The sequence below is a fragment of the Bacillus sp. LL01 genome (assembly GCF_001037965.1).
Map to the genome: position 1 here is coordinate 1,249,715 of NZ_LFEL01000001.1, position 25,112 is coordinate 1,274,826.

Consider the following 25,112-nt stretch of genomic DNA (forward strand, 5'->3'; position numbering starts at 1 on the left):
ATAGGGTTTTTCCCTTATTCAGGAATAAAATGTGGGTATTTTTTCATAGTTTCTACTTACAGTCTGGAAGTAGAGGAGAATTTATCCTTGATTGTTACAGGATAATAACAGCGGATCTGCTCATTTTCTATCGAATCCGCAAATATTTTCACGGAGACTGAGATAAACATCATATATATATTAAAAAAACAGCACGTTCATCAAAAGATGAACGTGCTGTTTTGGGATGGCTCGGGACGGAATCGAACCGCCGACACATGGATTTTCAGTCCATTGCTCTACCAACTGAGCTACCGAGCCGTATTTTTAGTTATCATTCACAATTTCAAGAACACTTCGCAACATCACCCAAATTTTAAAGTTCAAAAATTTGTGCGCTGTAGTCAAGCTTCGAAGCTTATTCGATCGTGCTCTACCAACTGAGCTACCGAGCCGTATTTTTAGTTGTGATTCTTTTAAGAGCTATAAATATGTAAAATGGCGGTCCCGACCGGGATCGAACCGGCGATCTCCTGCGTGACAGGCAGGCATGTTAACCGCTACACCACGGGACCTAAGACTAAAGAATATGGTGACCCATACGGGATTCGAACCCGTGTTACCGCCGTGAAAGGGCGGTGTCTTAACCGCTTGACCAATGGGCCTAAAATGGTGTGCCATGAAGGACTCGAACCTTCGACCCTCTGATTAAAAGTCAGATGCTCTACCGACTGAGCTAATGGCACATAATTAAAGATATTAATTGTAATTTTTAATACTACTTTGCATTAATATTAGATTCGAGGAAGCATATTCTGTCGACGCCCTCGTTTCTACTAGCTTAATCAAGAAGTGTAATCAACGAGTGCGCTGAAGTTTCGCTTCGCAGCTAATTCCAACGTGCTCTACCGACTGAGCTAATGGCACATAAGGATTGTTTGTTGTCGATAAGAATAATTTCCATACGTATCTCTGAATCTCTTTTGACGACGTTTTTAATAATAGCATACTATTTATAATCCTGGCAACAACTTTTTCGAGAAAAAATGAGGGGACGGTTCTTGCGCTTCGGAAGCGCAAGAACCGTCCCTTATTTATTTAGCATACACACTGCGTACCACGTTCGTCTGAGAGCGATCTGGCCCTACAGAGAAGATAGACAATGGAATTCCTGTAAGCTGAGATACGCGCTCGATATAGTGGCGAGCATTTTCCGGCAACTCACTTAAGTTCTTCACGCCTGTGATGTCTTCTGTCCAGCCTGGCATTTCTTCATATACCGGCTCACATTCAGCCAGCACCTTAAGGCTTGCAGGAAATGCTTCCATTACTTCACCTTTGTATTTGTATGCAACACAGATTTTCAACTTTTCAATCCCTGTTAATACATCGATGGAGTTTAGGGATAGGTCTGTCATTCCACTTACTCGGCGAGCATGTCGAACTACTACGCTGTCAAACCAGCCGACACGGCGTGGACGACCTGTAGTGGTTCCGTACTCTCTTCCCACTTCGCGAATCTGGTGGCCGATTTCGTTATCCAGTTCTGTCGGGAATGGTCCGTCCCCAACACGAGTAGTGTATGCTTTAGCAACACCTACCACGTGGTCAATTTTCGATGGACCAACTCCAGAGCCGATTGTAACACCACCAGCTACAGGATTGGAAGATGTTACGAATGGATACGTACCTTGGTCGATATCAAGCATAACCCCTTGTGCACCTTCAAAAAGTATACGGCGTCCATCGTCAAGTGCATCATTTAATACAACAGATGTATCTGTTACGTACTTCGCAAATTGTTGCCCGTACTCGTAGTACTCATCAAGAATATCTTCTAATTTGAAGCCTTCTGTTTCGTACATTCTTTCTAGCAAACGATTCTTTTCCGCTAAATTATGGGCAAGCTTTGCTTCGAAAAGTTCACGGTCAAGCAAGTCGGCAATACGGATTCCAACGCGAGCTGCTTTGTCCATGTAAGCTGGTCCGATTCCTTTTTTGGTTGTACCAATCTTGTTGGCACCTTTGCGCTCTTCTTCCACTTCATCCAACTTCAAGTGATAAGGAAGGATGACATGAGCACGGTCTGAAATGCGGAGATTATCTGTGCTCACACCGCGGTCATGTAAATATTTCAATTCTTTGATTAATGCTTTAGGATCTACAACCATTCCGTTACCAATAACACAAGTCTTGTCGTTATAAAAAATTCCAGAAGGTATTAAGTGTAATTTATATGTTTCGCCGTTAAATTTTATTGTGTGTCCTGCGTTGTTACCACCTTGGTAACGCGCAATAAGCTCTGCATTCTCAGAAAGAAAATCGGTAATTTTCCCTTTTCCTTCGTCTCCCCATTGTGTTCCTACTACGACTACTGATGCCATAGAGCGTACACCTCCACTAAATATGTAAACTTTTTTTGAATTCATTTTTCAACCAAAGTAAGTTTATCAGCTGACTATGAGAAAGTCAACCAAAACACGAACAATTATTTAATCTCAAAACCTATTTGTTCGTAATTAAGACTAATATCCTATCCCAAAACCTAATTTATCTTATATATTGCACTTAGCTGTTGATCTCCGTTCCAGGCACTTCGCTTTCCAGTGGGCGGTCCGGGAGTCTTCGCGCCTTCCACTGCGATCAACATGGTGATTGCATATTAAAGAAAAAAAGCTTTGTAAGATAAACTAAGGCACCTACATGACGTAGATGCCTTTTATTATGCCCCTGAAGGGACGGATTCATCATCAAATCGCCGCTCCAAGTTAACAAATTTATTATATTCTTTTACGAAAGCCAAGGAGACCGTTCCAACAGGACCGTTACGCTGTTTGGCCAGGATAATCTCGATGATATTCTTGTTTTCACTTTCTTTGTCGTAATAGTCATCACGATATAAGAAACCAACAATATCGGCATCTTGCTCAATACTTCCGGATTCACGAATATCAGACATCATCGGTCGCTTGTCTTGACGCTGTTCCACACCACGGGAAAGCTGGGACAAGGCGATAACAGGGACTTCGAGTTCCCTTGCCAATGCTTTTAAGGAACGAGAGATTTCAGAAACTTCCTGCTGACGGTTTTCTCCGCCTCCACGTCCACTACCTTGTATCAATTGAAGGTAATCAATCAGAATCATGCCAAGACCGCTTTCCTGTCTCAGACGGCGGCACTTGGAACGAATTTCACTGACGCGGATACCCGGGGTGTCGTCAATGTAAATTCCCGCATTGGACAGACTTCCCATCGCCATGGTCAGCTTGCTCCAATCTTCTGCCGTCAATTGGCCTGTCCTCAAGTTTTGCGCATTGATATTACCCTCAGCACAGAGCATCCTCATTACAAGCTGCTCGGCACCCATCTCCAGACTGAAAATGGCTACGTTCTCACGGGCCTTTGTTGCGACATTTTGAGCGATATTCAGCGCGAATGCCGTTTTACCAACAGAAGGACGCGCAGCAATGATAATCAAGTCGTTTCGCTGGAATCCTGCCGTCATTTTATCAAGCTCTGTAAAGCCTGTTTCAATACCGGTCACTTCCCCTTTACGGTTATGAAGCGTTTCGATATTGTCATAGGTTTTAACAAGTACATCTTTGATATTTTGAAACACACCGGAATTTTTTCGCTGTGACACTTCCAAGATCTGTTTTTCCGCTTCGTTCAATAAACCAGCAACTTCATCTTCCCGGCTGTATCCTTCTTGGGCAATATTGGTTGCGGTACGGATGAGACGGCGCAGAATGGATTTCTCTTCCACAATCTTCGCGTAATACTCAATGTTGGCTGCAGTAGGCACGGATCCTGCTATATCACTTAAATAGGAAACCCCGCCTACCTCTTCCAAGAGTTTCAGGTTTGCAAGCTCCGATGTGACAGTGACCAAATCAACCGGCTCTCCCCGATCGGAAAGGTTCAGCATGCAGTCATATATCTTTTGATGCGAAGCACGGTAAAAGTCATCAGGCATCACAAGCTCAGATGCCAATGTCAAGGAGGATGGCTCCAAGAAAATTGCCCCAATGACCGCCTGTTCCGCTTCTATATTTTGTGGTGGAATTCTATTTTCAAAAATATCACTCATCCCTGTTCCTCCTCCCCAGAAAGCAAAGCCGATTTGTTAGTCCCGACATTCATAAAGAAAACTCGGCAATAGCCGAGCATCTTCTTACTTCTGTTCTGTTACATGCACCTTCAGGGTTGCTGTAACGTCTGTGTGCAGCTTCACTGGCACATTTGTATATCCTAAAGCACGAATGGCATCGTTTAGCTCCATTTTGCGCTTATCAATCTTTATTTTATGCTTCTTTTGAAGCTCTTCTGCAACTTGTTTGGTTGTGATGGAACCGAATAGTCGGCCACCTTCACCTGCTTTGGTCTGGAACTCAAGCGTCAGCTTTTCCAACGTCGCTTTTAATTCTTTTGCGTTTTCAAGCTCCTGTTCCACTTCTTTAGCTTCTTTATTTTTTTGAGCTTCCAATGATTTAAGGTTACCATTTGAAGCCTCCATCGCCAACCCTTGTTTTAGTAGAAAATTATGGGCATAGCCGTCTGCTACGTTTTTCACTTCGCCTTTTTTACCTTTTCCTTTTACATCTTTTAAAAATATTACCCTCATTCCTTGGAACCTCCTTCTAAGTATTCGTTTATGGCTTGTTTCAGTTGTGCTTCCGCTTCATCAATCGTCGTGTTCATCTGTGTCGCTGCATTGGTGAGGTGACCGCCGCCGCCAAGGTTTTCCATCACAACCTGAACGTTTATATCACCAAGCGATCTCGCACTGATACTAACCTGTTCGCCGGTTCGATAGCCAATGACAAAGGATGTATTAATATCACTCATTGCAAGCAGAGTGTCTGCTGCCTGAGCAATCATTACCTGATCAAAGGACTCTTCTGGGTTTCCTTTTGCAATGACGATGCCTTCTTGATGCAGATATGCGCTCTCGATCAGTTTGGCACGTTTTACGAAGCGGTCCAGGTTTTCTTTTAGCAGCTTTTGTACCAGAATGGTGTCCGCACCTTGAGAACGCAAGTAAGAAGCTGCATCAAATGTACGGGAACCGGTTCGGACCGTGAAGCTTTTCGTATCTACTATTATACCAGCTAACAAGGCAGTCGCTTCAAGCATTGTGATTTTGATCCTTTTCGGCTGGTACTGTAAGAGTTCTGTAACAAGCTCTGCCGTGGAGGAAGCATAAGGCTCCATATAGACGAGCAACGGATCCTCGATGAAGTCCTCTCCACGCCTGTGATGATCAATGACCACCACATTATCGATTTTATTCAACAGCTTTTCCTCGATTACAAGGGAAGGCTTATGTGTGTCTACCACAACGAGTAGAGTATCATTGGTGGATATCTCGTGGGCATCTTCAGGTGAAATGAATTTTTCCCATAGCTCACTATGGGTTTTCAGTTCCTCCAGTAGACGATGAATGCCAGCATCCATTTCCTGCTGATTTAAAACAATATAAGCTTCCTTATGGTTTAATTCCGCCACTTTGGCAATACCAATAGCCGCTCCGAGTGCGTCCATATCCGGATAGCGATGGCCCATGATAATCACTTTATCACTTTCATGAATCAGTTCTTTCAATGCATGGGAGATGACTCGCGCTCTCACCCGGGTCCGTTTTTCCATCGGATTTGTTTTTCCTCCATAGAAGCGGACCTTCCCGTTTGTTTGTTTGATTGCCACCTGGTCTCCTCCACGCCCCAATGCAAGGTCGAGACTTGACTGGGCAAGGTGTCCAAGTTCTGGTAATGAAGGGACACCCGTACCTATACCGACACTCAGAGTCAGAGGCATACTTTGTTTGGCGGTCTGCTCACGCACCTCATCAAGGATAGAGAACTTGTTTTTTTCCAACTGGACGAGAATATGTTCATTTAACACTACAATAAAACGTTCCATGGACGTTCTTTTCAGGAATACACCGTTTTCCATAGACCATTTATTAATAATGGACGTCACTTGGCTATTAATCGCACTTTTCGTTTGATCATCCATTCCCTGTGTCACTTCATCATAGTTATCTAGGAAGATGATGCCGAGCACTGTCCGTTCATCTTCATATAATTTTTCAATATGAGTCTGTTCCGTAATATCAAAAAAGTAGATGAGCCGTTCTGCTTTTTTGATTACCACTTTGTATTTCCGATCATGTAAGGGAATGGTTTCGGTCTCGATATCCTGCTTCAGAAGTGGTATCAAGTTTTCTCCGACATCATATAACGACCTTCCGACCAATGTTTCCTCATGAAAACAAGAGGCAAGAAAGGGGTTGGTCCATTCGATTTGGTAATCGTCATTATAGAGCATTATTCCGATTGGCATTTCCATTAACGCTTCTTCCCCTACCTTTTTCAACCGGTAGGAAAGAGTGGAAATATACGTTTCCATTTCTTTTTTAGCCTTTTGTTCCACTTTGATGTAAAGATATACAACCAAGCCTAGGAGCAGAAAGCTGACTATCCCTATTTGCCATTGGAAAAACACGATTATCCCAAGTTGAATCATTGCTATTACAAAAAGTAAATAAACGGGATAACGCAAATTCAGTTTTTCAAAATAATTAGGCATGTATGTTCAGCTCCTAATTAATAGTTTAGCTAATTATTTTCCTATTTTTTACCCTGTATTCTATCTCTTAATTGAAAGCCGATGTCTACTATTCCTATCATTCTTATTATATAGACCAAAGGTGGGATTAGGAAGGATAAAATTAGAATCGTAATCGGTACGACCTTTGAAATCTTTTTCACATGACAAAAGAAAAAGATGAAGGATAATCCCTGAATGGTCATCAGAAGCATCAGGATGAACGAAAGGTTAAGGACCGCCGTGAATAAGGTTGATCCCTCTTCCGGCTGCATAAGGGACAATACCAGAACAATCAAGTAGTACCATAGCAGGCTTTTAGGAAGCATCAATTCCCTGAATGGGGGAAAAGAACTTACTTGCATCTTCAATCTCTTCAGGATAAAGACGGTGAAGAGTTGCGAGAAAAAGGCATGAACAAAGGATGTCAGGACAAACCAAGTCGGTAATAGATAGGTGGAATATCCGAGATACTCCTCCATCTTTTCCAGACCTTCTTTTGCATTCTCCTGACCAAGAGAGGTGGCGATGGACTCTGATGCCTGCATCGACTCTCTGATCATCCCTTGGAGTACTTCCATGAAATCAATGTTGAATAGAACGATTGCGACAATATATGCCAATATATAATTGATTAAATATACACCTGTTGCAGCTCCCAAAATGGCATAGCGGTTGGCTTTATTTCCGATAAGGTGGCCCATCACCACACCAACCGTACTTGCTGGAATACTCAACACCAGTGCCAATGGCGATCCGAGAAGAACGCTTAACAGACCGGCAATTACGATAAGCCATATCCCTGATTTCCAGCCGTTTCTAGCTGTGAAAACGACAAATGGGACAACCATGGCTAGTATGGTAATCATGCCTAAAAAGGGAACATAGAGCGTTATGAGGAGCAGCAGGGCATAGATGCCAAGGAGTGTGGCTCCTTCTGTAATATGTTTCGTTTCCTTCACTGTATAAACCTCCAAGAACACTTAGTTACACAATATGTATAGTTTATCCTTAAGATTCTATAACAATCAAATGTTATGTATGTTATGAAAATGTCATCCCAAAAGAGTTTGAAGGATTCGTTTAACTCCCTGTTGATTTTCGTTCCAGGTGTTCGCTTTCCGCGGGAGCCTCCTCACTTCGTTGTGGGGTCTCATGTCTACCGTTTCCTCCCGCTGGAGTCTCTCACCTTGCACTTCAATCTACAGGGGAAATTCGTTCTCCAGCTTGGGATTATTTAACCTGACAATCATTTTCATTAGCCTAGCAAAAAGGAAGGCAGTAAGATATTCTCTCACTGCCTTCCTTTTATTTTTCAGCTGGTTATTACTCACCAGATACATATGGTAGTAATGCCATTTGACGAGCGCGTTTGATCGCAATCGTTAATTTACGTTGGTATTTAGCGCTAGTTCCTGTAACACGACGAGGTAAAATTTTACCACGCTCAGAAACGAACTTTTTTAGTACATCGATTTCTTTGTAGTCGATGTGAGTGATACCGTTAGCTGTGAAATAACAAACTTTACGACGTTTGTTACGTCCACCTCTGCGTCCTCCTGCCATTTTATTCACCTCATTCTTTTTTAGATTTTTTGGCTTATACAGCCTTTTTTATAAAACGATTCCTTCTAAAATTAGAACGGTAAATCGTCATCGGATATATCAATTGGTTGGCCATCATTCTTAAATGGGTCGTCATCAACACGAGTATAACCTTGGTTGTTATTGTTGTTATTGCTACGTTGTTGGTTCTGATCATACCCAAAGTTAGGTGATGAACCATAGCCTTGATTTTGATTTGAATTAGGACGAGATGCATTTGCATTTCCTGAACCACCGGATCCCTTAGGTTCTAAGAACTGAACACCTTCTGCCACTACTTCCGTTACGTACACACGTTTTCCATCTTGGCCTTCATAATTACGTGTCTGCATTCTGCCATCTACACCAGCCAAGCTTCCTTTTTTCAGAAAGTTTGCTGCGTTTTCAGCTTGTTTTCTCCAGACAACACAGTTAATGAAGTCAGCTTCGCGTTCGCCTTGCTGATTCTGGAACGTACGATTGACTGCCAATGTAAAAGTAGCAACCGCCACTCCACTTGGGGTATAGCGCAATTCAGGGTCTTTCGTTAAGCGACCTACCAGTACTACGCGATTTAACATCAGAACCACTCCTCCTTGAGACGACGTCCATAAAGAGGACAACTATTATTTAACTTCTTTTTTAACGACAATATGACGGATGATGTCTTCGCTGATTTTAGCTAGACGATCAAATTCTTGAACTGCAGCTGGCTCTGTAGCCACGTTTACTAACATATAGTAACCGTCACGGAAATCATTGATTTCGTAAGCTAAACGGCGTTTCCCCCACTCTTTTGAGTCAGTAAGTTCTGCACCATTATCAGTTAGAATCGTATTAAAACGTTCTACAAGCGCTTTTTTAGCGTCTTCCTCAATGTTTGGACGGATGATATACATGATTTCGTACTTGTTCATCACAGTCACCTCCTTTTGGTCTAAACGGCCCTTGGTGGGCAAGGAGCAATCAATTATAAATAATCATTACTCACAAATTAAGATTATACCAGAGACGCCGTTTTTTTGCAACATGTCCTATTGATAGCTTTTGATTAGTTTTAAGAGAGTCCGATTTGGATTTGGCATGAACTTGGGGTGTTTTGGCATGAACTCGCATGATTTTGGCACGAACTCGAGGCATTTTGGTATCAACATACCTCATTTCGGCATGAACTTGCCAAAAAACAAAAAAAGAGAGGGAAATCCCACTCTCTTGGAACAATTTTATACATTAAATCGGAAATGGATGACATCCCCGTCTTTTACGATATACTCTTTTCCTTCTAGGCGGACTTTACCTGCTTCTTTTGCAGCTGTATGAGTGCCTGCTGCAAGTAAATCTTCATAGGATACTGTTTCCGCACGGATGAATCCGCGTTCGAAGTCAGTATGGATGACTCCCGCACATTGTGGAGCTTTCATGCCTGTACGGAAAGTCCATGCACGAACCTCCTGTACACCGGCGGTAAAGTAAGTTGCCAAGCCAAGTAGATTGTATGCTGCACGAATTAGTTGATCCAGGCCGGATTCTTCAATTCCAAGTTCTTCAAGGAACATCGCTTTTTCGTCTGCATCCAGTTCCACAATCTCGGACTCGATTTTCGCACAAACAGTAATTACCTCTGCGTTATCTTTTACAGCAAATTCACGTACTTGCTTCACAAACTCATTATCTGAAGTGTCGGCTACATCATCTTCTCCTACATTTGCTACATAAAGAACCGGCTTGCTCGTCAATAGATGCATGCCTTTCAGGTATTTCACCTGCTCGTCGGTCACTTCCACGGTACGAGCTGGCAGCTCATTTTCAAGCGCTTCTTTTACTTTTACAAGCACTTCATGTTCATAAACCGCTTCCTTGTCTTTTTGTTTCGCTAATTTAGTTACACGCTCAAGACGCTTGTCCACAGACTCCAGGTCAGCTAATATAAGCTCAAGATTGATTGTCTCGATATCCTCAATCGGGTTCACTCCACCGGAAACGTGGGTGATGTTGTCATCTACAAAACAACGAACCACGTGACAGATAGCATCCACCTGACGGATATGGGATAGGAACTTGTTTCCAAGGCCCTCACCTTTACTCGCACCCTTTACGATACCGGCAATATCGGTAAACTCAAAATGAGTCGGAACCGTCTTCTTTGGTTTAACAAGCTCTGTTAATTTTTGCAGACGCTCATCTGGAACATCCACGATACCCACATTCGGATCTATAGTACAGAACGGGTAGTTGGCAGACTCTGCCCCCGCCTGTGTAATTGCATTAAAAAGCGTTGATTTCCCTACATTTGGAAGACCAACGATACCTGCTGTTAAAGCCATTTCATCCACTCCTAACTTCCGTTAACACATATTTAAACCTCCCACAATTATAGATAGAATGGGAGGAAAAGACAAGTTTATTTAAATTGGGATTGTAGTTTTTGGATTACAGGTGGATCGGTTCCTTTTCGCTGCGGGCACTCGCTTTCCGCGGGGAGGACCGGAAGCCTCCTCGGCAAGCCTGCGGGGTCTCCCGTTTCCCTCTACCTCCCGCCGGAGTGAGTGCCCTCCGCTCCAATCCACTCGTTTCTATAGCGTTTTAAAAGAAAGGACTTTGCGAAAGGCTGTTTTCGTAAACTTTGTTGTTTTTTCGTATTTATCAACCAACCGTTATATTCCTTGCTGTCGCGCTCTTTTCTTAGGTGTACAGGATATCTCGCATGCCTGTTTTAGAGTAGATAAGCAGTAAAAAGTCCAATTGCCGCCTTTTTACTGGCGAATAGCAACAATCTTTGAGAAAAGAGCCTTGTGAAAACAGCCTAATAAAATAAAAAACTGCCCTTCTCAAGACAGCTCTTCTTCTTCACTTCTAACCAATATTTTCTTTATTTTTCTGGTAAACTCTTTACGTGGCATCATTACGGTATGGTCGCAACCTTCGCACTTGATGCGGATATCCATCCCCATACGGACCACCTTCCAGCGGTTCGTTCCGCATGGGTGTGCCTTTTTCATCTCGACCACGTCATTTAATCCAAATACCTTATCTGTCATCCTTCTTCACTCCCTACAACGGACACTATTGTTTATGCAGAAGGAACTTTCTGCTAAGAAATTACTCGAACGCTCGCCCTTCTTCCTTTGGCTCCCGGTTATATAGTACAAGTCGTGGAAACGGAATTTCAATACCCGCTTCATCTAGGCGGTTTTTAACTTCCTTCCTGATGGAACGTCCGATATACCAATGCTTCATTGGCAAGGTCTCACAGATGATCCTGAGTACGACTTCTGAGTTACCTAACGTTTGTATGCCTAACAGCTCGGGCGGTTCTGTCATCTCCGCGTATCTTGACGGCAGTTCAGCAAGCAACTCCTGAATCACTTGTTCCGCTTCATCTATTTTTCCTTCATACGCAATGCTTACATCTACCACCGCTACACTGTTATGAATCGAAAAATTCGTTAATTCTACAATACTGCCATTGGGCAATATATGCAATTCCCCTGTCCAACTTTTTATTTTCGTGGTGCGCAGTCCAATTTCCTCCACATAACCTTCAAAAGTACCGGTTCTGATATAGTCCCCTACAGAAAATTGATCCTCGAAAATAATGAAAAAACCAGTAATAATGTCCCTGACAAGGTTCTGAGCACCAAAACCAACTGCTAGACCGACAATACCTGCTCCTGCCAACAGCGCCCTGACATCAATATGAACGATATCCAGAATCATGATGAAGGCAATAAAATAAACCACATACGTCATTACGTTTTGAAGAAGTTTCAACAAAGTGTTTTCTCTTCTTTCCGATATGCGGATGGGACCCTTTTCCCTCAGTTTCACAAAATTCCGGATTAGGGTTTTTCCAATTTTGATCACAATCCCCGCGACCAGAACAATAAGGATAATCCTAAGCAACCCTTCCCCTATGGCGAGCCATAGAACTTCATTTGTTAATGAGGTTTTCATTTGTATGAGCACGCGGTTGATCCAGTCCATATTCATCCTACCTTTGTACTTTCGTTAGATTAGCATTAGATTCTCCAAGAAATTACTATTTTACTAAAACATAAAAACAGAATAATCCTCACCAATTTTCACGATTTCTTATTGGATAAAGCAGAATACAAACTAGCAGATAGAGATTGATAAGGCCGAATAGTGGGTAAAGTATTGCTACTAGGACAGAAAAACCTACAGCGGTAAAAGGAACCATCATGAGAATGAACAGTAGGCACATGGTCCAAAGTGGGATTGGTACAGCATTTCGAAACCTTGTGACAAGTCCAAGCAGTCCAGATGCAGCAGTGGTGTAAATGGCCACCCAAAGCAGGATCGTCATTAAAAAGAACATATAGAATGGGTAGCTTTGTATGATGGCAAATAAAGGAATTTCGAAAAGTGACAGTTTGTTTTGTACCGACATGAGTGTTTGGTTATAAAAAAGCGAGATAACTCCTAAAATAGCCCCACTTCCAACACTTGCAACCATAATTTCCCCTTTGCTTTTCACCTTTTTCCCAATAGCCGATAGAACTGCAACAAGCGGAAGGATATTCAATGACGTAAAGGTGAATCCTGCTGGCCAGTTGCTTTGCTTCATCAAAGAGGTGGTGACCATTTCCGTATCGTTCAGTACGGCTTGGACCATGACAATTGCGAGCGTCAACACGATGACAGGAATAATAACTACATTTAGGGTAACCATTCCATTGACATCAAAGACAAATAATAGAACTAATAAGCTGCAGATGATGGCTATGCCGCCCCAATAAGGAATGGAAAAAACCTGAAGTGCCGCTCCACCACCTGCCAACATCACAACGGTGGTAGTAAATAAGTAAACAACCATTACAATATTATATAAATAGGAAACTTTTACTCCGACCAGTATTTGAAGGACCGGAGAAAAGTGCTCCGATTGCTCTTTACGACTGATATGAAGGATCACATAGCAAGAAATGATAAAGAAAAGGGTAAATAAAAGAATAGCCAGTCCGCTTTCTGAGCCGAAAAATTGCCAAAGCTCACGGCCAGATGCATACCCTGCACCAATCACAGTTCCCAATATCAAAAACATCCAGCGAAACCCGCTTTTCCACATAACTTGTAACCTCCTGAGTATCCAAAAATAAAAAAGTGGACGTATAGTTTCCCATCAATAGTCGTATACTGTTACTACTATTAAGAAGGAGTGGAACCTATGAATCTTAAATCTAATTTTTTCGAGAAGAGAGGAGGCAATATTCGTATTGCTCACGATGAGGTAGATGCCTATAAAGAGTTGGCATTAACTTTACAATCCAACCTTCCTTCAAGCCTAGTGTACCGTCCCATTGTCATTGTTTGTATTGGCACAGATCGTTCAACAGGAGATTCTCTGGGACCACTCGTCGGAACAAAATTATTTGATAAAAAGCTTGATCATATTCATGTATATGGCACACTCGATGATCCTATTCATGCCGTCAACCTGGAAGAAAAACTTATGTATATCCAAAAGAAGCATTTGACCCCGTTTATCATCGCTATCGACGCATGTCTTGGCAGATTAAAAAGTGTCGGTCAACTTACCATAGCTGAAGGACCTGTCATGCCTGGGGCTGGTGTCAAAAAAGACTTGCCTCCTGTTGGAGACATTCATATTACAGGGATTGTGAACGTGAGTGGTTTTATGGAGTTTTTTGTGTTACAAAATACAAGACTCAGCTTGGTGATGAAAATGGCGACAGTGGTGGCAAATTCCATACAGGAACTCGATAGATCCATTGAAAGGAAGGATTTTCTCGCTTCTGCCGTGAGAGACCAGGAGCCTCCGTTTATTCAAGCCCAGGAATAGACAAAAAAACAAGATCGACCATATATCAGCCGATCTTGTTAAACCTAATTATGCACAAAACCTTTCTTATAGAAGAAAGAAGTACTGAATGAGCACCAGACCTGCTGCCACAAGGATCCCTGGAAGCAGATTGGCTACTCGGATAGCGGTGACGCCAATAATATTCAGCCCAATTGCCATAATCATGATTCCGCCGGTAGCTGTAATCTCAAAGATGAACAACTCAAGTAAAGCTGGTGGAACAAATAGATCTATTTGTGTAGCAAAGAGAGCAATGCTTCCTTGATAAATCATGACCGGAATAGCGGAGAACAAGACACCGATACCTAAAGTCGTTGCAAGCACAATGCTTGTAAATCCATCTATAATCGATTTGGTATAAAGGACTTGATGATCCCCTCTCAATCCACTATCTAAGGAACCGACAACCGCCATTGCTCCGATAACAAAGATGAGTGTTGCCGTTACAAACCCCTTTGATACGGAGCCCTGTTGGTTAGACCCCAATTTACGCTCAAGCCAATTACCCACATTGTTCAATTTCCTATCAAGATCAATCCACTCACCAATTACAGCTCCTACAACCAGACTGATAATGACAATCAAAAATTCATTACTTTTAAAGCCCATTTGCGTCCCAAGAAGAAATACCGCAAGACCGATGACTTTCATTACCGTTTCTTTCGTATTTTCTGGAATTCTAGTGAACAGCTTTCCAATTAAAGTTCCCAGAACAATACATATTCCGTTTACTATGGTTCCTAGTAAAACCACTTCAAAGCCCCATTTCTTTTTTATGTCATGTGCCCGCACCCGGTACGAGACCCGAGGAGACCGCCGTAAAATATCACTGTCCTATCCAAAAAGCTGTTTTGTAAATGTTGCTTTTTCGTACTTTTAAACCAACCGTTATATCTCTTGCAATCGTGCTCTTTTCCTCGCTATCCGGATAGGTTTTATGCTCTCTTAGAGTCTATATGCAGTAAAAAGTCCAATTACCGACTTTTTACAAGTGAATAGCAACAATCTTTGAGAAAAGAGCCATCCAAAAAAGCAAACCACCGCAAAGTGGTCTGCTTTTTCATTCTTCTGATTGGGCCAATAATTCCAGTAATCTATTCAGATCATCATCAGAGAAGAACTCAATTTCTATTTTCCCCTTGTTCTTTGAACGTTTGATAAACACTGATGTACCAAAGCGTTCTCGTAAAAAGGACTCGTGATCCTGAAGGAATATATCCTTTTCCTCCGGGTCTTTTTTCGTTTCACGTGGAACATTCTCATTCAACTGTTGAATCAACTGTTCCAACTGGCGAACATTCAAATGTTCTTGTAAAACTTTCTCAATGACCACTTTCAATTTATCTTTTCTTTTCAGGCCTAACAGTGCCCGGCCGTGCCCCATGGAAAGCTTGCCGTCGTTCATCAGATCCTGTACGGATTTAGGAAGAGATAATAGACGGATATGGTTGGCGATATGCGGCCTGCTTTTTCCGAGCCTGCTTGCCAACTGTTCTTGTGTAAGCTCGAGTTTGGCCATAAGTGATTGATATGCCGCTGCTTCTTCAATTGGAGTAAGATCTTCGCGCTGTAAATTCTCAAGGAGAGCAAGTTCCATCATTTGCTGTTCCGTTAGAGAACGGACAACTACGGGAACTTTTGTCAGTTTCGCTTCTTTTGCAGCTCGATACCGACGTTCTCCCACCACAATCTCATAGCCTTTTATACTTCTGCGTACAATAATCGGCTGAAGGATTCCATGCTGAAGGATGGATTCCTTCAATTCTTGTATTGCATCCTCTTCAAAATATTTACGTGGCTGATATGGGTTGGGGCGAATCTCTTTAATAGCAATTTCTTGTACGGCTTCTTCCTTGGAAGCTTCTATGGAAGGGAAAAGAGCATTAATACCTTTACCTAATCCTTTACCCATGCGTGACCACTTCCTTTGCTAAATCTAAGTAAACTTCCGCTCCACGTGACTTCGGATCATAAATGATAATAGGTTCTCCATGGCTTGGCGCTTCACTCAAACGAACATTGCGAGGAATAATGGTCCGGTACACTTTATCTTGAAAATATTTTTTAACTTCTTCTATTACCTGAATGCCAAGATTTGTTCTGGCATCAAGCATCGTTAACAGTACTCCGTCAATCATCAGTTCTTTATTCAAATGCTTTTGTACTAATCGAACTGTATTCAATAACTGACTTAATCCTTCCAGTGCGTAGTATTCACATTGCACAGGAATCACAACGGCATCAGAAGCTGTCAGAGCGTTGATGGTGAGTAAACCTAATGAAGGAGGACAATCAATGATTATGTAATCATATAGATGTTTCACATCATCTAAAGCTCTCTTTAATCGCACTTCTCTTGAAATGGTAGGAACCAGCTCAATTTCAGCACCAGCCAGCTGTATGGTCGCAGGGATGATGGAAAGGTTCTCGACCTTTGTTGGAAGAATCGCCTTTCTTGCTTCTACATCTTCTACTAAAATATCATAAATACACTGATTGACTTCTGCTTTTTCAATACCCACACCACTAGTGGCATTTCCTTGTGGGTCCACATCTACTAGAAGCACTCTTTTACCAATATAGGCTAAACAAGCGCCTAAATTAACAGATGTAGTCGTTTTTCCAACTCCACCTTTTTGGTTAGCAATAGCAACAATTCTGCCCATGCTGTCACCTGCCTTCAGAAAAGAACATACTTTTTATTCGTTTCTCATTTATTTTATCATGAATTTACAGAAAGTTAACTTGTTTTTGAGAATTAATATTCGGGGTACATTCAGCGTGTATCTCCTGCCGCTATGTTTGTTAAATGGTGGTTCTGTTAAACACAGCTGTTGATTTCGTTCAAGAGTGAGGATATTGTCGAAGAATGTTTCTCGGGAAATAAAAAAGGCTGTACTCGTAAACTTGTTTCTTTTTCGTATTTATAAATCAACCGTTATTACCTTGCTATCGTGCTCTTTTCCTGGCTATACGGGATAGACCGCATGTCAAACTTAGAGTATGTAAGCAATAAAAAGTCCAATTGCCGACTTTTTACTATGAATAGCAACAATCTTTGAGAAAAGAGCCAAATGAAAAAAAGGGCTTGGAAACTCCGATCATTCACAAGCTTGGCCACAGTGATAGTTTAATAGGCTACAAGATTTGACATGTCAGATGACGGAGAGACCAGACCCTTTCAATTATTTTTTTGGAATTCGAATAGTGAATTGGAAGTATTCCTCGGTTTCTTCTTCCTGTGAATCAAATTTGATGCCACTGTCGTTAACCATGGTAAGGGACTGGCGGATTGTGTTCATGGCAATACGCATGTCCTTACTGAACGCTTTACGTTTAGGTTTAGGCTTTGGATTGGAGGATTCGAGCATTTTCACTACACGTTCCTCTGTCTGTTTTACATTCAATTGCTTTTCAAGAATTTCAGCAAGCACGGCTACTTGTTTTTCCGGTTGTTTCAACGGGATAAGTGCACGTGCATGACGCTCCGTTATCTTCTTTTGGAGGAGGGCATCCTGTATTTCAGAAGGCAACTTCAACAGACGCAGCTTATTGGCTACCGTGGATTGACCTTTCCCTAATCGTTGGGCCAGCGCTTCCTGTGTCAAGCTATGCAATTCCAACAGTTTGGAATAAGCGATTGCTTCCTCAATAGCGGATAATTCTTCACGTTGAAGATTTTCAATAAGAGCCACAGAGGCTGTTTCTGCATCATTGAATTCCTTCACAATGGCTGGAATAGTGTCCCAACCAAGCTTTTGCACAGCTCTCCAACGACGTTCACCAGCAATGATTTCGAATTTGCCTTCATCAAATTGACGAACGACAATTGGCTGGATGATACCATGTGTCCTGATGGTCAAAGATAACTCTTCAATTCTTTCATCTACAAAAACGGTACGTGGTTGGTATCTATTGGGAACAATGTCCTTAACAGCTACCTGCATTATTTTATCATGATCAGTTTTTTCTACTATTTCCTGTTCTTCTTTTTCGCCAATTCCAAAAAAACGAGAGAACGGAGACTTCATAGTTCCACCACCTTATGGATAGAATCCCTATTAACGTAATTCGCTCTATACGCTAATAAGTCCTGTTTTTCCGATCAAAATGTTTCACATGAAACATCCCTTGCTTTGCAAAGTTTGTTGCATTTTTCTCATTACTTCTATACTTTTCACCACTGGATTGACTGTAGCGGCAGGCGATATGCTCCATACGGAGATAGCGAACAACTTTTTAGCTACAGGCTTAACACACATAGGAAAAGAACTTGCCTATTCTAATGGTTGTTTATTCGGTGTACCCGGTTTACGAGGGTATTTCTTAGGTGTAGGCTTAATTTTATTGATGATGAGGATATTCCTTTCACTTTCCTCTAACGGTAGTGAAAAAGAATGCACTTCTTCCAGCTTCCCACCTAGAATTTGAAGAGCTTTTTTTCCTTTTTCCAGCTCTTCACTTGCTGCTGCAGCTTTCATCGGGACAAATTTTCCGCCTTCCTTGACCAATGGAAGACATAATTCACTTAATACGGATAAACGTGCCACCGCTCTAGCTGTTACGAGGTCGAATTTCTCGCGATAGTCCGCATTTTTTCCGAACGTCTCTGCCCTGTCATGTACAAAGTGGACATTATTCAACCCTAATTCGCTTGCAAGATTCTGTAAGAATGTGATGCGCTTATTGAGCGAATCTACAATTGTGACTTTTAGATTCGGAAAACATATTTTAAGAGGGATACTCGGAAAGCCGGCACCCGCCCCAACATCACACAGGGATAGTTCCTGATTGAGATCTACATAGAACGATGCAGTGATGGAATCATAGAAATGTTTGAGATAGACCTCTTCTTCATCTGTGATGGCAGTAAGGTTCATCTTTTCATTCCATTCCACCAGCAGCCTGTAGTATGTATCGAATTGAGAAAGTTGTTGAGGAGAAAGGGTGATCCCCTTCTCCTCCAACAGGGAAATAAATTGTTCTTTATTCATGTGCTCGTATCCTTTCTGTCCTAGGATTTACTCGTTGGATACTCTTGCTATACGACCTTGTTCCAAATATACAAGTAAAATGGACACGTCCGCAGGGTTCACCCCTGAAATACGGGAAGCCTGAGCAACAGAGAGAGGACACACCTCTTTCAGTTTTTGCCTCGCTTCGTTGGCAAGTCCGTGAATATCATCATAATCAATGTTTTCCGGAATCTTTTTATTCTCCATTTTCTTCAGACGGTCGACCTGTTGAAGCGACTTTTGGATATATCCTTCATATTTCACTTGGATTTCCACTTGTTCCGCAACATCAGGTGAAATGTCTTTATCCGCCGGTACCATCCGGTGAATGTGTTCATAGTTCATTTCAGGACGCTTTAGAAGATCGGCTGCTCTGATCCCATCTTTCAGTTCGCTTCCGCCAGCTTCTCTTATGATGGATTGGACCTGTTCGTTCGGTTTTATGATGATGGATTGAAGTCGCTCTCTTTCCATTTCGATTTCTTGTTTTTTCGCTGTAAACCGCTCATAGCGTTCAGGAGAAATCAGACCGATTTCATGGCCGATTTCCGTCAGGCGCAAGTCCGCATTATCGTGCCGGAGCAACAGGCGGTATTCCGCACGGGATGTCAACAGGCGGTATGGTTCATTTGTGCCTTTGGTGACAAGGTCATCGATCAATACCCCGATATAGGCATCTGAACGGCTGAGGATAAGATCCTCTCTCCCAAGGGCACGGCGGCCTGCATTGATTCCAGCCATGATTCCTTGCCCGGCAGCCTCTTCATAACCTGAGGTCCCATTAATTTGACCTGCCGTGTACAGATTCTGCACCCGCTTCGTTTCTAATGTAGGCCAAAGTTGAGTCGGTACGATGGAGTCATATTCAATAGCATAGCCCGCTCTCATCATACGGACATTTTCAAGTCCAGGGATAGTGGAAAGTATTTTACGCTGTATATCTTCAGGAAGACTCGTGGATAATCCCTGCACGTAGACCTCTTGCGTATTTCTTCCCTCCGGCTCCAAAAAGATCTGGTGGCGTGGCTTGTCGTTGAATCGAACCACCTTATCCTCAATAGACGGGCAATACCTTGGGCCCGTCCCTTTGATCATTCCGGAATACATAGGGGAACGGTGCAGATTGTCATCTATTAGCTGGTGTGTTTCAGCACTTGTATATGTCAGCCAGCATGGAAGCTGATCAGTAATATATTCCGTCGTTTCATAAGAGAACGCCCGCGGCACATCATCACCTGGTTGTATTTCCGTCTTACTATAGTCGATGGATGCACTGTTAACACGAGGAGGTGTTCCGGTTTTAAAACGAACCAAATCAAACCCTAATTCTTCCAAATGCTCAGAAAGAGTAATGGAAGGCTGCTGATTATTCGGTCCACTTAAATATTGAAGTTCTCCCAGTATAATTTTTCCGCGAAGGAATGTCCCTGTAGTGATGACCACAGTCTTAGATTCATAGATCGCACCTGTCTGTGTGATGACACCTTTACATACCCCGTCCTCTACAATCAGCTTTTCCACCATGCCTTGTAGGAGCGTAATATTTTCTTCATTTTCAATTGTTTTTTTCATTTCATGCTGATAAAGGAACTTATCTGCTTGGGCACGCAAAGCACGAACAGCAGGACCTTTACCTGTATTCAACATGCGCATCTGGATATGTGTTTTGTCAATATTTCTTCCCATCTCTCCACCAAGTGCGTCAATCTCACGCACAACGATTCCTTTAGCGGGGCCGCCGACAGATGGATTACATGGCATAAAGGCAACCATGTCCAGATTGATGGTGACCATTAGAGTTTTTGCTCCCTGACGAGCTGCTGCCAGTCCTGCTTCTACTCCCGCATGACCGGCGCCAATCACTATTACATCATAGGAACCTGCATGATATTCCATGGTGTTCCCTCCTATTCTATTGGCTCTTTTCTCAAATTTACGAAAATAGCCGTTCTCGTTCTATTTACCTAAGCAAAATTGTGAGAAAAGCTGATCAATCAAGCTTTCATTAACTGCATCCCCGATGATCTCACCGAGTATCTCCCACGTTCTTGTTAAATCTATTTGTACTATATCTATTGGCACGCCACTTTCCATACCTTCAATGGCATCTTCTAGTGCTTGTTGGGCTTGTGTAATCAGACCGATATGGCGAGAGTTAGAGACATAGGTCATGTCACCACTTTCCAAGTCTCCTTGGAAGAACATAGACGAGATCGCATCCTCGAGTTCGTCAATCCCTTGTTCCTCTTTCAATGAAGTGGAGATGACGGTATGCCTGTTTGCAAGCTCCGTTACTTCCGCGAGATTTATTCTGGTTGGCAAGTCTGTTTTGTTGACGATGACGATGACATCCATCCCACTCACCGCTTCAAACAATTGCTTGTCCTCATCAGTGAATTCATCGTTATTGTTCAGAACAAGCAAGATCAAGTCGGCTTTTTTCAAGACCTCACGTGACCTTTCCACCCCAATGCGTTCAACAATATCTTCCGTTTCACGGATTCCTGCCGTATCCACCAATCGCAAAGGAACACCTCGAACACTGACATACTCTTCAATTACATCCCGAGTTGTACCGGGAATGTCTGTAACAATGGCCTTATTTTCATGAACAAGACTATTAAGCAGGGATGATTTCCCTACATTCGGCCTACCGATAATTACCGTAGATAGACCTTCTCTTAATATCTTACCCTGTTGGGAAGTTTGTAACAGCTTTTCCAGTTCTTCTTTTACATATGTGGACTTTTCAAGCAGCATTCTATGGGTCATTTCTTCCACATCATCATATTCCGGATAGTCGATGTTCACTTCAACATGTGCCAACGTCTCCAAGATTTCCTGGCGGAGTTTTTGGATAAGCTTGGATAACCGGCCTTCCATCTGACCTAGGGCAACATTCATGGCACGGTCCGTCTTGGCGCGAATCAGGTCCATCACTGCTTCCGCCTGGGAAAGATCAATTCGTCCGTTCAAAAAGGCACGCTTGGTGAATTCGCCCGGTTCAGCAAGTCTCGCTCCCCTGCTTAATACAAGCTGAAGTAATTTATTAACGGAAACCAGTCCGCCATGACAGTTTATTTCTACAACATCTTCCCGAGTAAAAGTTTTCGGCCCTCTCATGACCGATACCATTACTTCTTCAATTGTTTTTTCCGTTTTTGGATCTACAATATGGCCGTAGTGAATGGTATGAGACGCAACGTCCTTCATTTTCTTAGAAGATGGAGTGACAAAAATTTCATCAATGATCTGGAACGCTTCTTCCCCACTCAGGCGGACAATGGCAATCGCCCCTTCTCCCATCGGAGTCGAAATAGCTGCTATCGTATCAAACTCATACATATCATTCACCTCATTTCTTTTTCATTTTTTTCAGGCAGATTTGTACATGACTTTTATTGCAAAAACTGCCTCATCTATAATCAATGGAAATAATCGTCCTTTAACCTACTAAGGTTAGCATAATTTTTTCTTCTTTTAAAGCATTCCTCTTCGACAGTTATCCACAAAAATTTCCCGAATCAAAATTCCGCTAAAACAATTTTAACTTATCCACATGTGAATAACAATAAACAAATCTCGCACACTTTTTTCTTCAGCATTTCCTAATAAATAGCTATTAAAACGGAACAGATTTCAAGCAGCAGAAAAAAACTATTCTGGAAACCTACTTCACTCCTTCCGATTTCCGTTCCAGGAGTTCGCTTTCCGCGGGGCGATGCTTGAGCCTCCTCCCTTCGGTGCGGGGTCTCAAGCTACCGCTACCTCCCGCTGGAGTCGAACACCTTGCACTCTAATCTTCCGGGGTGGTTAAAATTTCAAAATAAAAAACGGCGGACCCTTTTGTACTTTAGGGTCCGCCGTTTAAAAGAATTTATCTTTTAGCGACTTTATTCTTTTTGGTTGTAATCACCAGGGAACGATTCGGTTCTTTTCCTACCGAGTAGGTTTCGACTTCCGAATAGGCAGAGATAATCGAATGCATCACCTTCCGTTCAAATGAAGGCATCGGTTCGAGATGTACGTCTTGATTTGTTTTCAACGCTTTTTGCGCAAGGCGCTCCGCCAGCTGCTCTAATGTTTCCCGACGTTTCTCCCGGTATCCTTCTGCATCAATGACGACAGAAAGATATTGATTGGAGAAGCGGTTTGCGACAATTTGTGTTAAATATTGCAGGGAATTGAGGGTTTGTCCTCTTTTTCCAATGATTAATGCGGTCTTTTCGCCACTGATGCTGATGAAAATGTTTCTTCCTTCCACCTTCACATCTAGTTCTGCGACAATATTCATTTCAGTAAGGACTTTTTTCAGGAAATTCGTTGATTCTTCGATTGGGTCATGCTTCAATTTGACAGTGACAACACTAGGTTTAGAGCCAAACAATCCGAAGAGACCTTTCTTGCCTTTGTCAACGATAGTAATTTCTGCACGGTCTTTTGATGTATTAAGTTGAGCTAAAGCAGATTGGACAGCTTCCTCGACTGTTGGACCAGTTGCAGTTATTTCTTTCACTTTTTTGTTCCTCCTGCAGTTCCAGTAGCTGTTTCTTTCGCTTTTCTCAGCTCCGGTCCTTTAATAAAGTAAGTTTGAACAATCATAAACAGGTTCCCCACTACCCAGTACAAGGAAAGTGCTGCCGGGAAGTTGATCGCAAATACCACGATCATGATCGGCATGATCCAAAGCATCATCACCATCTGCGGATTGTTATCCATTCCAGCCATCATGATTTTTTGCTGAATGAATGTTGTGATACCAGCAACGACAGGCAGGATAAAGTATGGATCCGGATCTCCCAAGTCAAACCACATGAAATTATGGTTGGCAATTTCCGTCGTACGAGTAATCGCATGGAAAAATCCAATTAAAATCGGCATCTGAACCAATAATGGGAAACATCCAGCAAGCGGGTTGACACCATGCTTTTGGAAAAGACCCATTGTTTCTTGTTGCAGTTTTTGTTGTGTTTTCTGATCTTTGGAGCTATATTTTTCACGAAGTGCTTTCATTTCCGGTTGTAAGGCTTGCATCGCCTTTGCATTCTTCGTTTGTTTGATCATTAACGGTAAGATAGCAAATCGGATTAATAACGTTACAATAATAATAGATAAGCCGTAGTCATTGTTCAGTAGTGTAGCAAAATAAGTAATTAACCAAGACAGCGGATAGACCACATACTCGTTCCAGAAGCCTTCGCTCTCATTAGTGATCGGCTGGTTTATTTCTGTACAGCCTGATAGTAAGACTACAAGTCCAATAAGGGCCGTCAGTAGCCATATTCGATTTTTCAACCTCTTTTTCCTCCTTTTTGCACAAAAAAAATGATTCCTTTTACATCCTATCATTTTTATCTGACAAATTGAATATATGTCACACTTCCAACACATTTTATCATGTTACTCTTTTTTCAAACAGGCTCTTTTGTTCCGTGCTTCTAAGAAAGTTTCGGAAGCTTCCTGATTACATGATGAAGGCTTTTCTTCACTTCTTCAAAAGACATGTCTGCTGCCGGTTTTCGAGCAATCACGACAATATCGACTCCATCTGGCAGTTGCTCCCTCATTTCATGGATTGCTTGCCTGACTAGCCGCTTGATTCGATTCCTTGTTACAGCGTTTCCAATTTTCTTGCTAACAGACAGACCAATCCGAAATACCGGCTGGTCCACCTTCTGCACAGCATAGATTACAAATTGCCGATTGGCCATCGATTTTCCTTTTTGGAACACATGTTGGAACTCTTTATTTTTTTTGATTCTTTGTTCTTTCCTCAATGTGTCTCCTCCTGCCTTACGCTAATCCAGTTGGTTCAGACCTATCTCCCCATTCTTTCTCAATTCTCGCGAAAAAATAACCAAAATAGGCCCGAAATAGTAAAAAAGACCACTGACAGTCAGTGGCCTTATGCTGATAATACTTTTCTTCCTTTGCGACGACGACGTGCAAGAACTTTACGTCCATTTGCAGAACTCATGCGCTCACGGAAACCGTGTACTTTACTACGTTTACGATTATTTGGTTGAAACGTTCTTTTCATTACTATGACACCTCCCTGAGGATACTTCAAAATCTAAGTG

General features: G+C 42.3%; 24 protein-coding genes and 4 tRNA genes. 1 reads left to right on the top strand and 27 read right to left on the bottom strand.

The window, feature by feature from the left end; all coding sequences use genetic code 11:
- Positions 1-227: 227 nt before the first annotated feature.
- From AB685_RS06310 to AB685_RS06385, 16 genes are all read right to left on the bottom strand, one after another.
- Positions 228-300 (bottom strand) — tRNA-Phe (locus AB685_RS06310).
- Between the two features lie 178 nt (positions 301-478).
- Positions 479-554, bottom strand: a tRNA-Asp gene (locus AB685_RS06315).
- Positions 555-569: 15 nt separating this feature from the next.
- Positions 570-644 (bottom strand) — tRNA-Glu (locus AB685_RS06320).
- A gap of 5 nt (positions 645-649) precedes the next feature.
- Positions 650-725, bottom strand: a tRNA-Lys gene (locus AB685_RS06325).
- A 348-nt stretch (positions 726-1,073) separates the two neighbouring features.
- A complete protein-coding gene (locus tag AB685_RS06330) occupies positions 1,074-2,363 on the bottom strand; it encodes an adenylosuccinate synthase (protein ID WP_047969617.1) in 1,290 nt (429 codons plus the stop codon).
- Positions 2,364-2,701: 338 nt separating this feature from the next.
- Positions 2,702-4,069, bottom strand: a complete 1,368-nt coding sequence (gene dnaB / locus AB685_RS06335) for a replicative DNA helicase (RefSeq protein ID WP_047969618.1) — start codon at positions 4,067-4,069, stop codon at positions 2,702-2,704.
- An 84-nt stretch (positions 4,070-4,153) separates the two neighbouring features.
- Complete coding sequence (rplI, locus tag AB685_RS06340; RefSeq protein ID WP_047969619.1) at positions 4,154-4,603, bottom strand: 50S ribosomal protein L9; 450 nt, start codon at positions 4,601-4,603, stop codon at positions 4,154-4,156.
- Entirely contained in the window at positions 4,600-6,570 is a 1,971-nt protein-coding gene (locus AB685_RS06345) for a DHH family phosphoesterase (protein WP_047969620.1), read from the bottom strand. The genes rplI and AB685_RS06345 overlap by 4 nt, the downstream gene beginning before the upstream one ends.
- A gap of 41 nt (positions 6,571-6,611) precedes the next feature.
- Entirely contained in the window at positions 6,612-7,550 is a 939-nt protein-coding gene (locus AB685_RS06350; protein WP_047969621.1) for a YybS family protein, read from the bottom strand.
- A 364-nt stretch (positions 7,551-7,914) separates the two neighbouring features.
- On the bottom strand, positions 7,915-8,154 hold the full coding sequence (gene rpsR / locus AB685_RS06355; RefSeq protein WP_047969622.1) for a 30S ribosomal protein S18: 240 nt from the start codon (positions 8,152-8,154) through the stop codon (positions 7,915-7,917).
- Between the two features lie 71 nt (positions 8,155-8,225).
- Positions 8,226-8,753 carry a single-stranded DNA-binding protein gene (gene ssb, locus AB685_RS06360; RefSeq protein WP_047969623.1) on the bottom strand — a complete coding sequence of 176 codons (528 nt, stop codon included), beginning with the start codon at positions 8,751-8,753 and terminating at the stop codon, positions 8,226-8,228.
- Between the two features lie 45 nt (positions 8,754-8,798).
- Positions 8,799-9,089 (bottom strand): 30S ribosomal protein S6, encoded by a 291-nt coding sequence (gene rpsF, locus AB685_RS06365; RefSeq protein ID WP_047969624.1) that lies wholly within the window; start codon positions 9,087-9,089, stop codon positions 8,799-8,801.
- Between the two features lie 306 nt (positions 9,090-9,395).
- Positions 9,396-10,496 (bottom strand): redox-regulated ATPase YchF, encoded by a 1,101-nt coding sequence (gene ychF, locus AB685_RS06370; RefSeq protein WP_047969625.1) that lies wholly within the window; start codon positions 10,494-10,496, stop codon positions 9,396-9,398.
- A gap of 504 nt (positions 10,497-11,000) precedes the next feature.
- A complete protein-coding gene (locus AB685_RS06375) occupies positions 11,001-11,210 on the bottom strand; it encodes a DUF951 domain-containing protein (RefSeq protein ID WP_047969626.1) in 210 nt (69 codons plus the stop codon).
- A gap of 61 nt (positions 11,211-11,271) precedes the next feature.
- A complete protein-coding gene (locus AB685_RS06380; RefSeq protein ID WP_047969627.1) occupies positions 11,272-12,156 on the bottom strand; it encodes a mechanosensitive ion channel family protein in 885 nt (294 codons plus the stop codon).
- 88 nt (positions 12,157-12,244) lie between these two features.
- Positions 12,245-13,261 carry a membrane protein gene (locus AB685_RS06385; RefSeq protein ID WP_047969628.1) on the bottom strand — a complete coding sequence of 339 codons (1,017 nt, stop codon included), beginning with the start codon at positions 13,259-13,261 and terminating at the stop codon, positions 12,245-12,247.
- Between the two features lie 99 nt (positions 13,262-13,360).
- On the opposite strand from AB685_RS06385, the gene yyaC reads away from it, so the two are divergent.
- Positions 13,361-13,996, top strand: coding sequence for a spore protease YyaC (gene yyaC, locus AB685_RS06390; protein ID WP_047969629.1), 636 nt, complete (start codon positions 13,361-13,363; stop codon positions 13,994-13,996).
- 66 nt (positions 13,997-14,062) lie between these two features.
- On the opposite strand, the gene AB685_RS06395 is transcribed toward yyaC, so the two are convergent.
- The 11 genes from AB685_RS06395 to rpmH all read right to left on the bottom strand — a co-directional run bounded on the left by AB685_RS06395 (position 14,063) and on the right by rpmH (position 25,072).
- Entirely contained in the window at positions 14,063-14,770 is a 708-nt protein-coding gene (locus AB685_RS06395; RefSeq protein WP_047969630.1) for a DUF554 domain-containing protein, read from the bottom strand.
- Positions 14,771-15,077: 307 nt separating this feature from the next.
- On the bottom strand, positions 15,078-15,929 hold the full coding sequence (locus AB685_RS06400; RefSeq protein ID WP_047969631.1) for a ParB/RepB/Spo0J family partition protein: 852 nt from the start codon (positions 15,927-15,929) through the stop codon (positions 15,078-15,080).
- Entirely contained in the window at positions 15,922-16,683 is a 762-nt protein-coding gene (locus AB685_RS06405; RefSeq protein WP_047969632.1) for an AAA family ATPase, read from the bottom strand. Before AB685_RS06405 ends, AB685_RS06400 begins: the two co-directional genes overlap by 8 nt.
- A gap of 519 nt (positions 16,684-17,202) precedes the next feature.
- Positions 17,203-18,048, bottom strand: a complete 846-nt coding sequence (noc, locus tag AB685_RS06410) for a nucleoid occlusion protein (RefSeq protein WP_047969633.1) — start codon at positions 18,046-18,048, stop codon at positions 17,203-17,205.
- Between the two features lie 246 nt (positions 18,049-18,294).
- Positions 18,295-19,011, bottom strand: a complete 717-nt coding sequence (gene rsmG, locus AB685_RS06415) for a 16S rRNA (guanine(527)-N(7))-methyltransferase RsmG (RefSeq protein WP_047969634.1) — start codon at positions 19,009-19,011, stop codon at positions 18,295-18,297.
- Between the two features lie 27 nt (positions 19,012-19,038).
- Positions 19,039-20,928, bottom strand: a complete 1,890-nt coding sequence (gene mnmG, locus AB685_RS06420; protein ID WP_047969635.1) for a tRNA uridine-5-carboxymethylaminomethyl(34) synthesis enzyme MnmG — start codon at positions 20,926-20,928, stop codon at positions 19,039-19,041.
- A gap of 60 nt (positions 20,929-20,988) precedes the next feature.
- Positions 20,989-22,377, bottom strand: a complete 1,389-nt coding sequence (gene mnmE / locus AB685_RS06425; RefSeq protein WP_047969636.1) for a tRNA uridine-5-carboxymethylaminomethyl(34) synthesis GTPase MnmE — start codon at positions 22,375-22,377, stop codon at positions 20,989-20,991.
- Positions 22,378-22,909: 532 nt separating this feature from the next.
- Complete coding sequence (jag, locus tag AB685_RS06430; protein WP_047969637.1) at positions 22,910-23,548, bottom strand: RNA-binding cell elongation regulator Jag/EloR; 639 nt, start codon at positions 23,546-23,548, stop codon at positions 22,910-22,912.
- Entirely contained in the window at positions 23,545-24,327 is a 783-nt protein-coding gene (spoIIIJ, locus tag AB685_RS06435) for a YidC family membrane integrase SpoIIIJ (RefSeq protein WP_047969638.1), read from the bottom strand. Before spoIIIJ ends, jag begins: the two co-directional genes overlap by 4 nt.
- Before the next feature lie 143 nt (positions 24,328-24,470).
- Positions 24,471-24,809, bottom strand: a complete 339-nt coding sequence (rnpA, locus tag AB685_RS06440; protein WP_047969639.1) for a ribonuclease P protein component — start codon at positions 24,807-24,809, stop codon at positions 24,471-24,473.
- A gap of 128 nt (positions 24,810-24,937) precedes the next feature.
- The gene (gene rpmH / locus AB685_RS06445) at positions 24,938-25,072 is read right to left on the bottom strand and encodes a 50S ribosomal protein L34 (protein WP_010197888.1); all 135 of its coding nucleotides are present in this window, start codon (positions 25,070-25,072) and stop codon (positions 24,938-24,940) included.
- Between the last annotated feature and the right edge of the window lie 40 nt (positions 25,073-25,112).

Coding starts and splice junctions, on each gene's coding strand:
- AB685_RS06330 (WP_047969617.1), bottom strand. CDS start 2,363: ATGGCATCAGTAGTCGTAGTAGGAACACAATGGGGAGACGAAGGAAAA.
- dnaB (WP_047969618.1), bottom strand. CDS start 4,069: ATGAGTGATATTTTTGAAAATAGAATTCCACCACAAAATATAGAAGCG.
- rplI (WP_047969619.1), bottom strand. CDS start 4,603: ATGAGGGTAATATTTTTAAAAGATGTAAAAGGAAAAGGTAAAAAAGGC.
- AB685_RS06345 (WP_047969620.1), bottom strand. CDS start 6,570: ATGCCTAATTATTTTGAAAAACTGAATTTGCGTTATCCCGTTTATTTA.
- rpsR (WP_047969622.1), bottom strand. CDS start 8,154: ATGGCAGGAGGACGCAGAGGTGGACGTAACAAACGTCGTAAAGTTTGT.
- ssb (WP_047969623.1), bottom strand. CDS start 8,753: ATGTTAAATCGCGTAGTACTGGTAGGTCGCTTAACGAAAGACCCTGAA.
- rpsF (WP_047969624.1), bottom strand. CDS start 9,089: ATGAACAAGTACGAAATCATGTATATCATCCGTCCAAACATTGAGGAA.
- ychF (WP_047969625.1), bottom strand. CDS start 10,496: ATGGCTTTAACAGCAGGTATCGTTGGTCTTCCAAATGTAGGGAAATCA.
- AB685_RS06375 (WP_047969626.1), bottom strand. CDS start 11,210: ATGACAGATAAGGTATTTGGATTAAATGACGTGGTCGAGATGAAAAAG.
- AB685_RS06380 (WP_047969627.1), bottom strand. CDS start 12,156: ATGGACTGGATCAACCGCGTGCTCATACAAATGAAAACCTCATTAACA.
- AB685_RS06385 (WP_047969628.1), bottom strand. CDS start 13,261: ATGTGGAAAAGCGGGTTTCGCTGGATGTTTTTGATATTGGGAACTGTG.
- yyaC (WP_047969629.1), top strand. CDS start 13,361: ATGAATCTTAAATCTAATTTTTTCGAGAAGAGAGGAGGCAATATTCGT.
- AB685_RS06400 (WP_047969631.1), bottom strand. CDS start 15,929: ATGGGTAAAGGATTAGGTAAAGGTATTAATGCTCTTTTCCCTTCCATA.
- AB685_RS06405 (WP_047969632.1), bottom strand. CDS start 16,683: ATGGGCAGAATTGTTGCTATTGCTAACCAAAAAGGTGGAGTTGGAAAA.
- noc (WP_047969633.1), bottom strand. CDS start 18,048: ATGAAGTCTCCGTTCTCTCGTTTTTTTGGAATTGGCGAAAAAGAAGAA.
- rsmG (WP_047969634.1), bottom strand. CDS start 19,011: ATGAATAAAGAACAATTTATTTCCCTGTTGGAGGAGAAGGGGATCACC.
- mnmG (WP_047969635.1), bottom strand. CDS start 20,928: ATGGAATATCATGCAGGTTCCTATGATGTAATAGTGATTGGCGCCGGT.
- mnmE (WP_047969636.1), bottom strand. CDS start 22,377: ATGTATGAGTTTGATACGATAGCAGCTATTTCGACTCCGATGGGAGAA.
- rpmH (WP_010197888.1), bottom strand. CDS start 25,072: ATGAAAAGAACGTTTCAACCAAATAATCGTAAACGTAGTAAAGTACAC.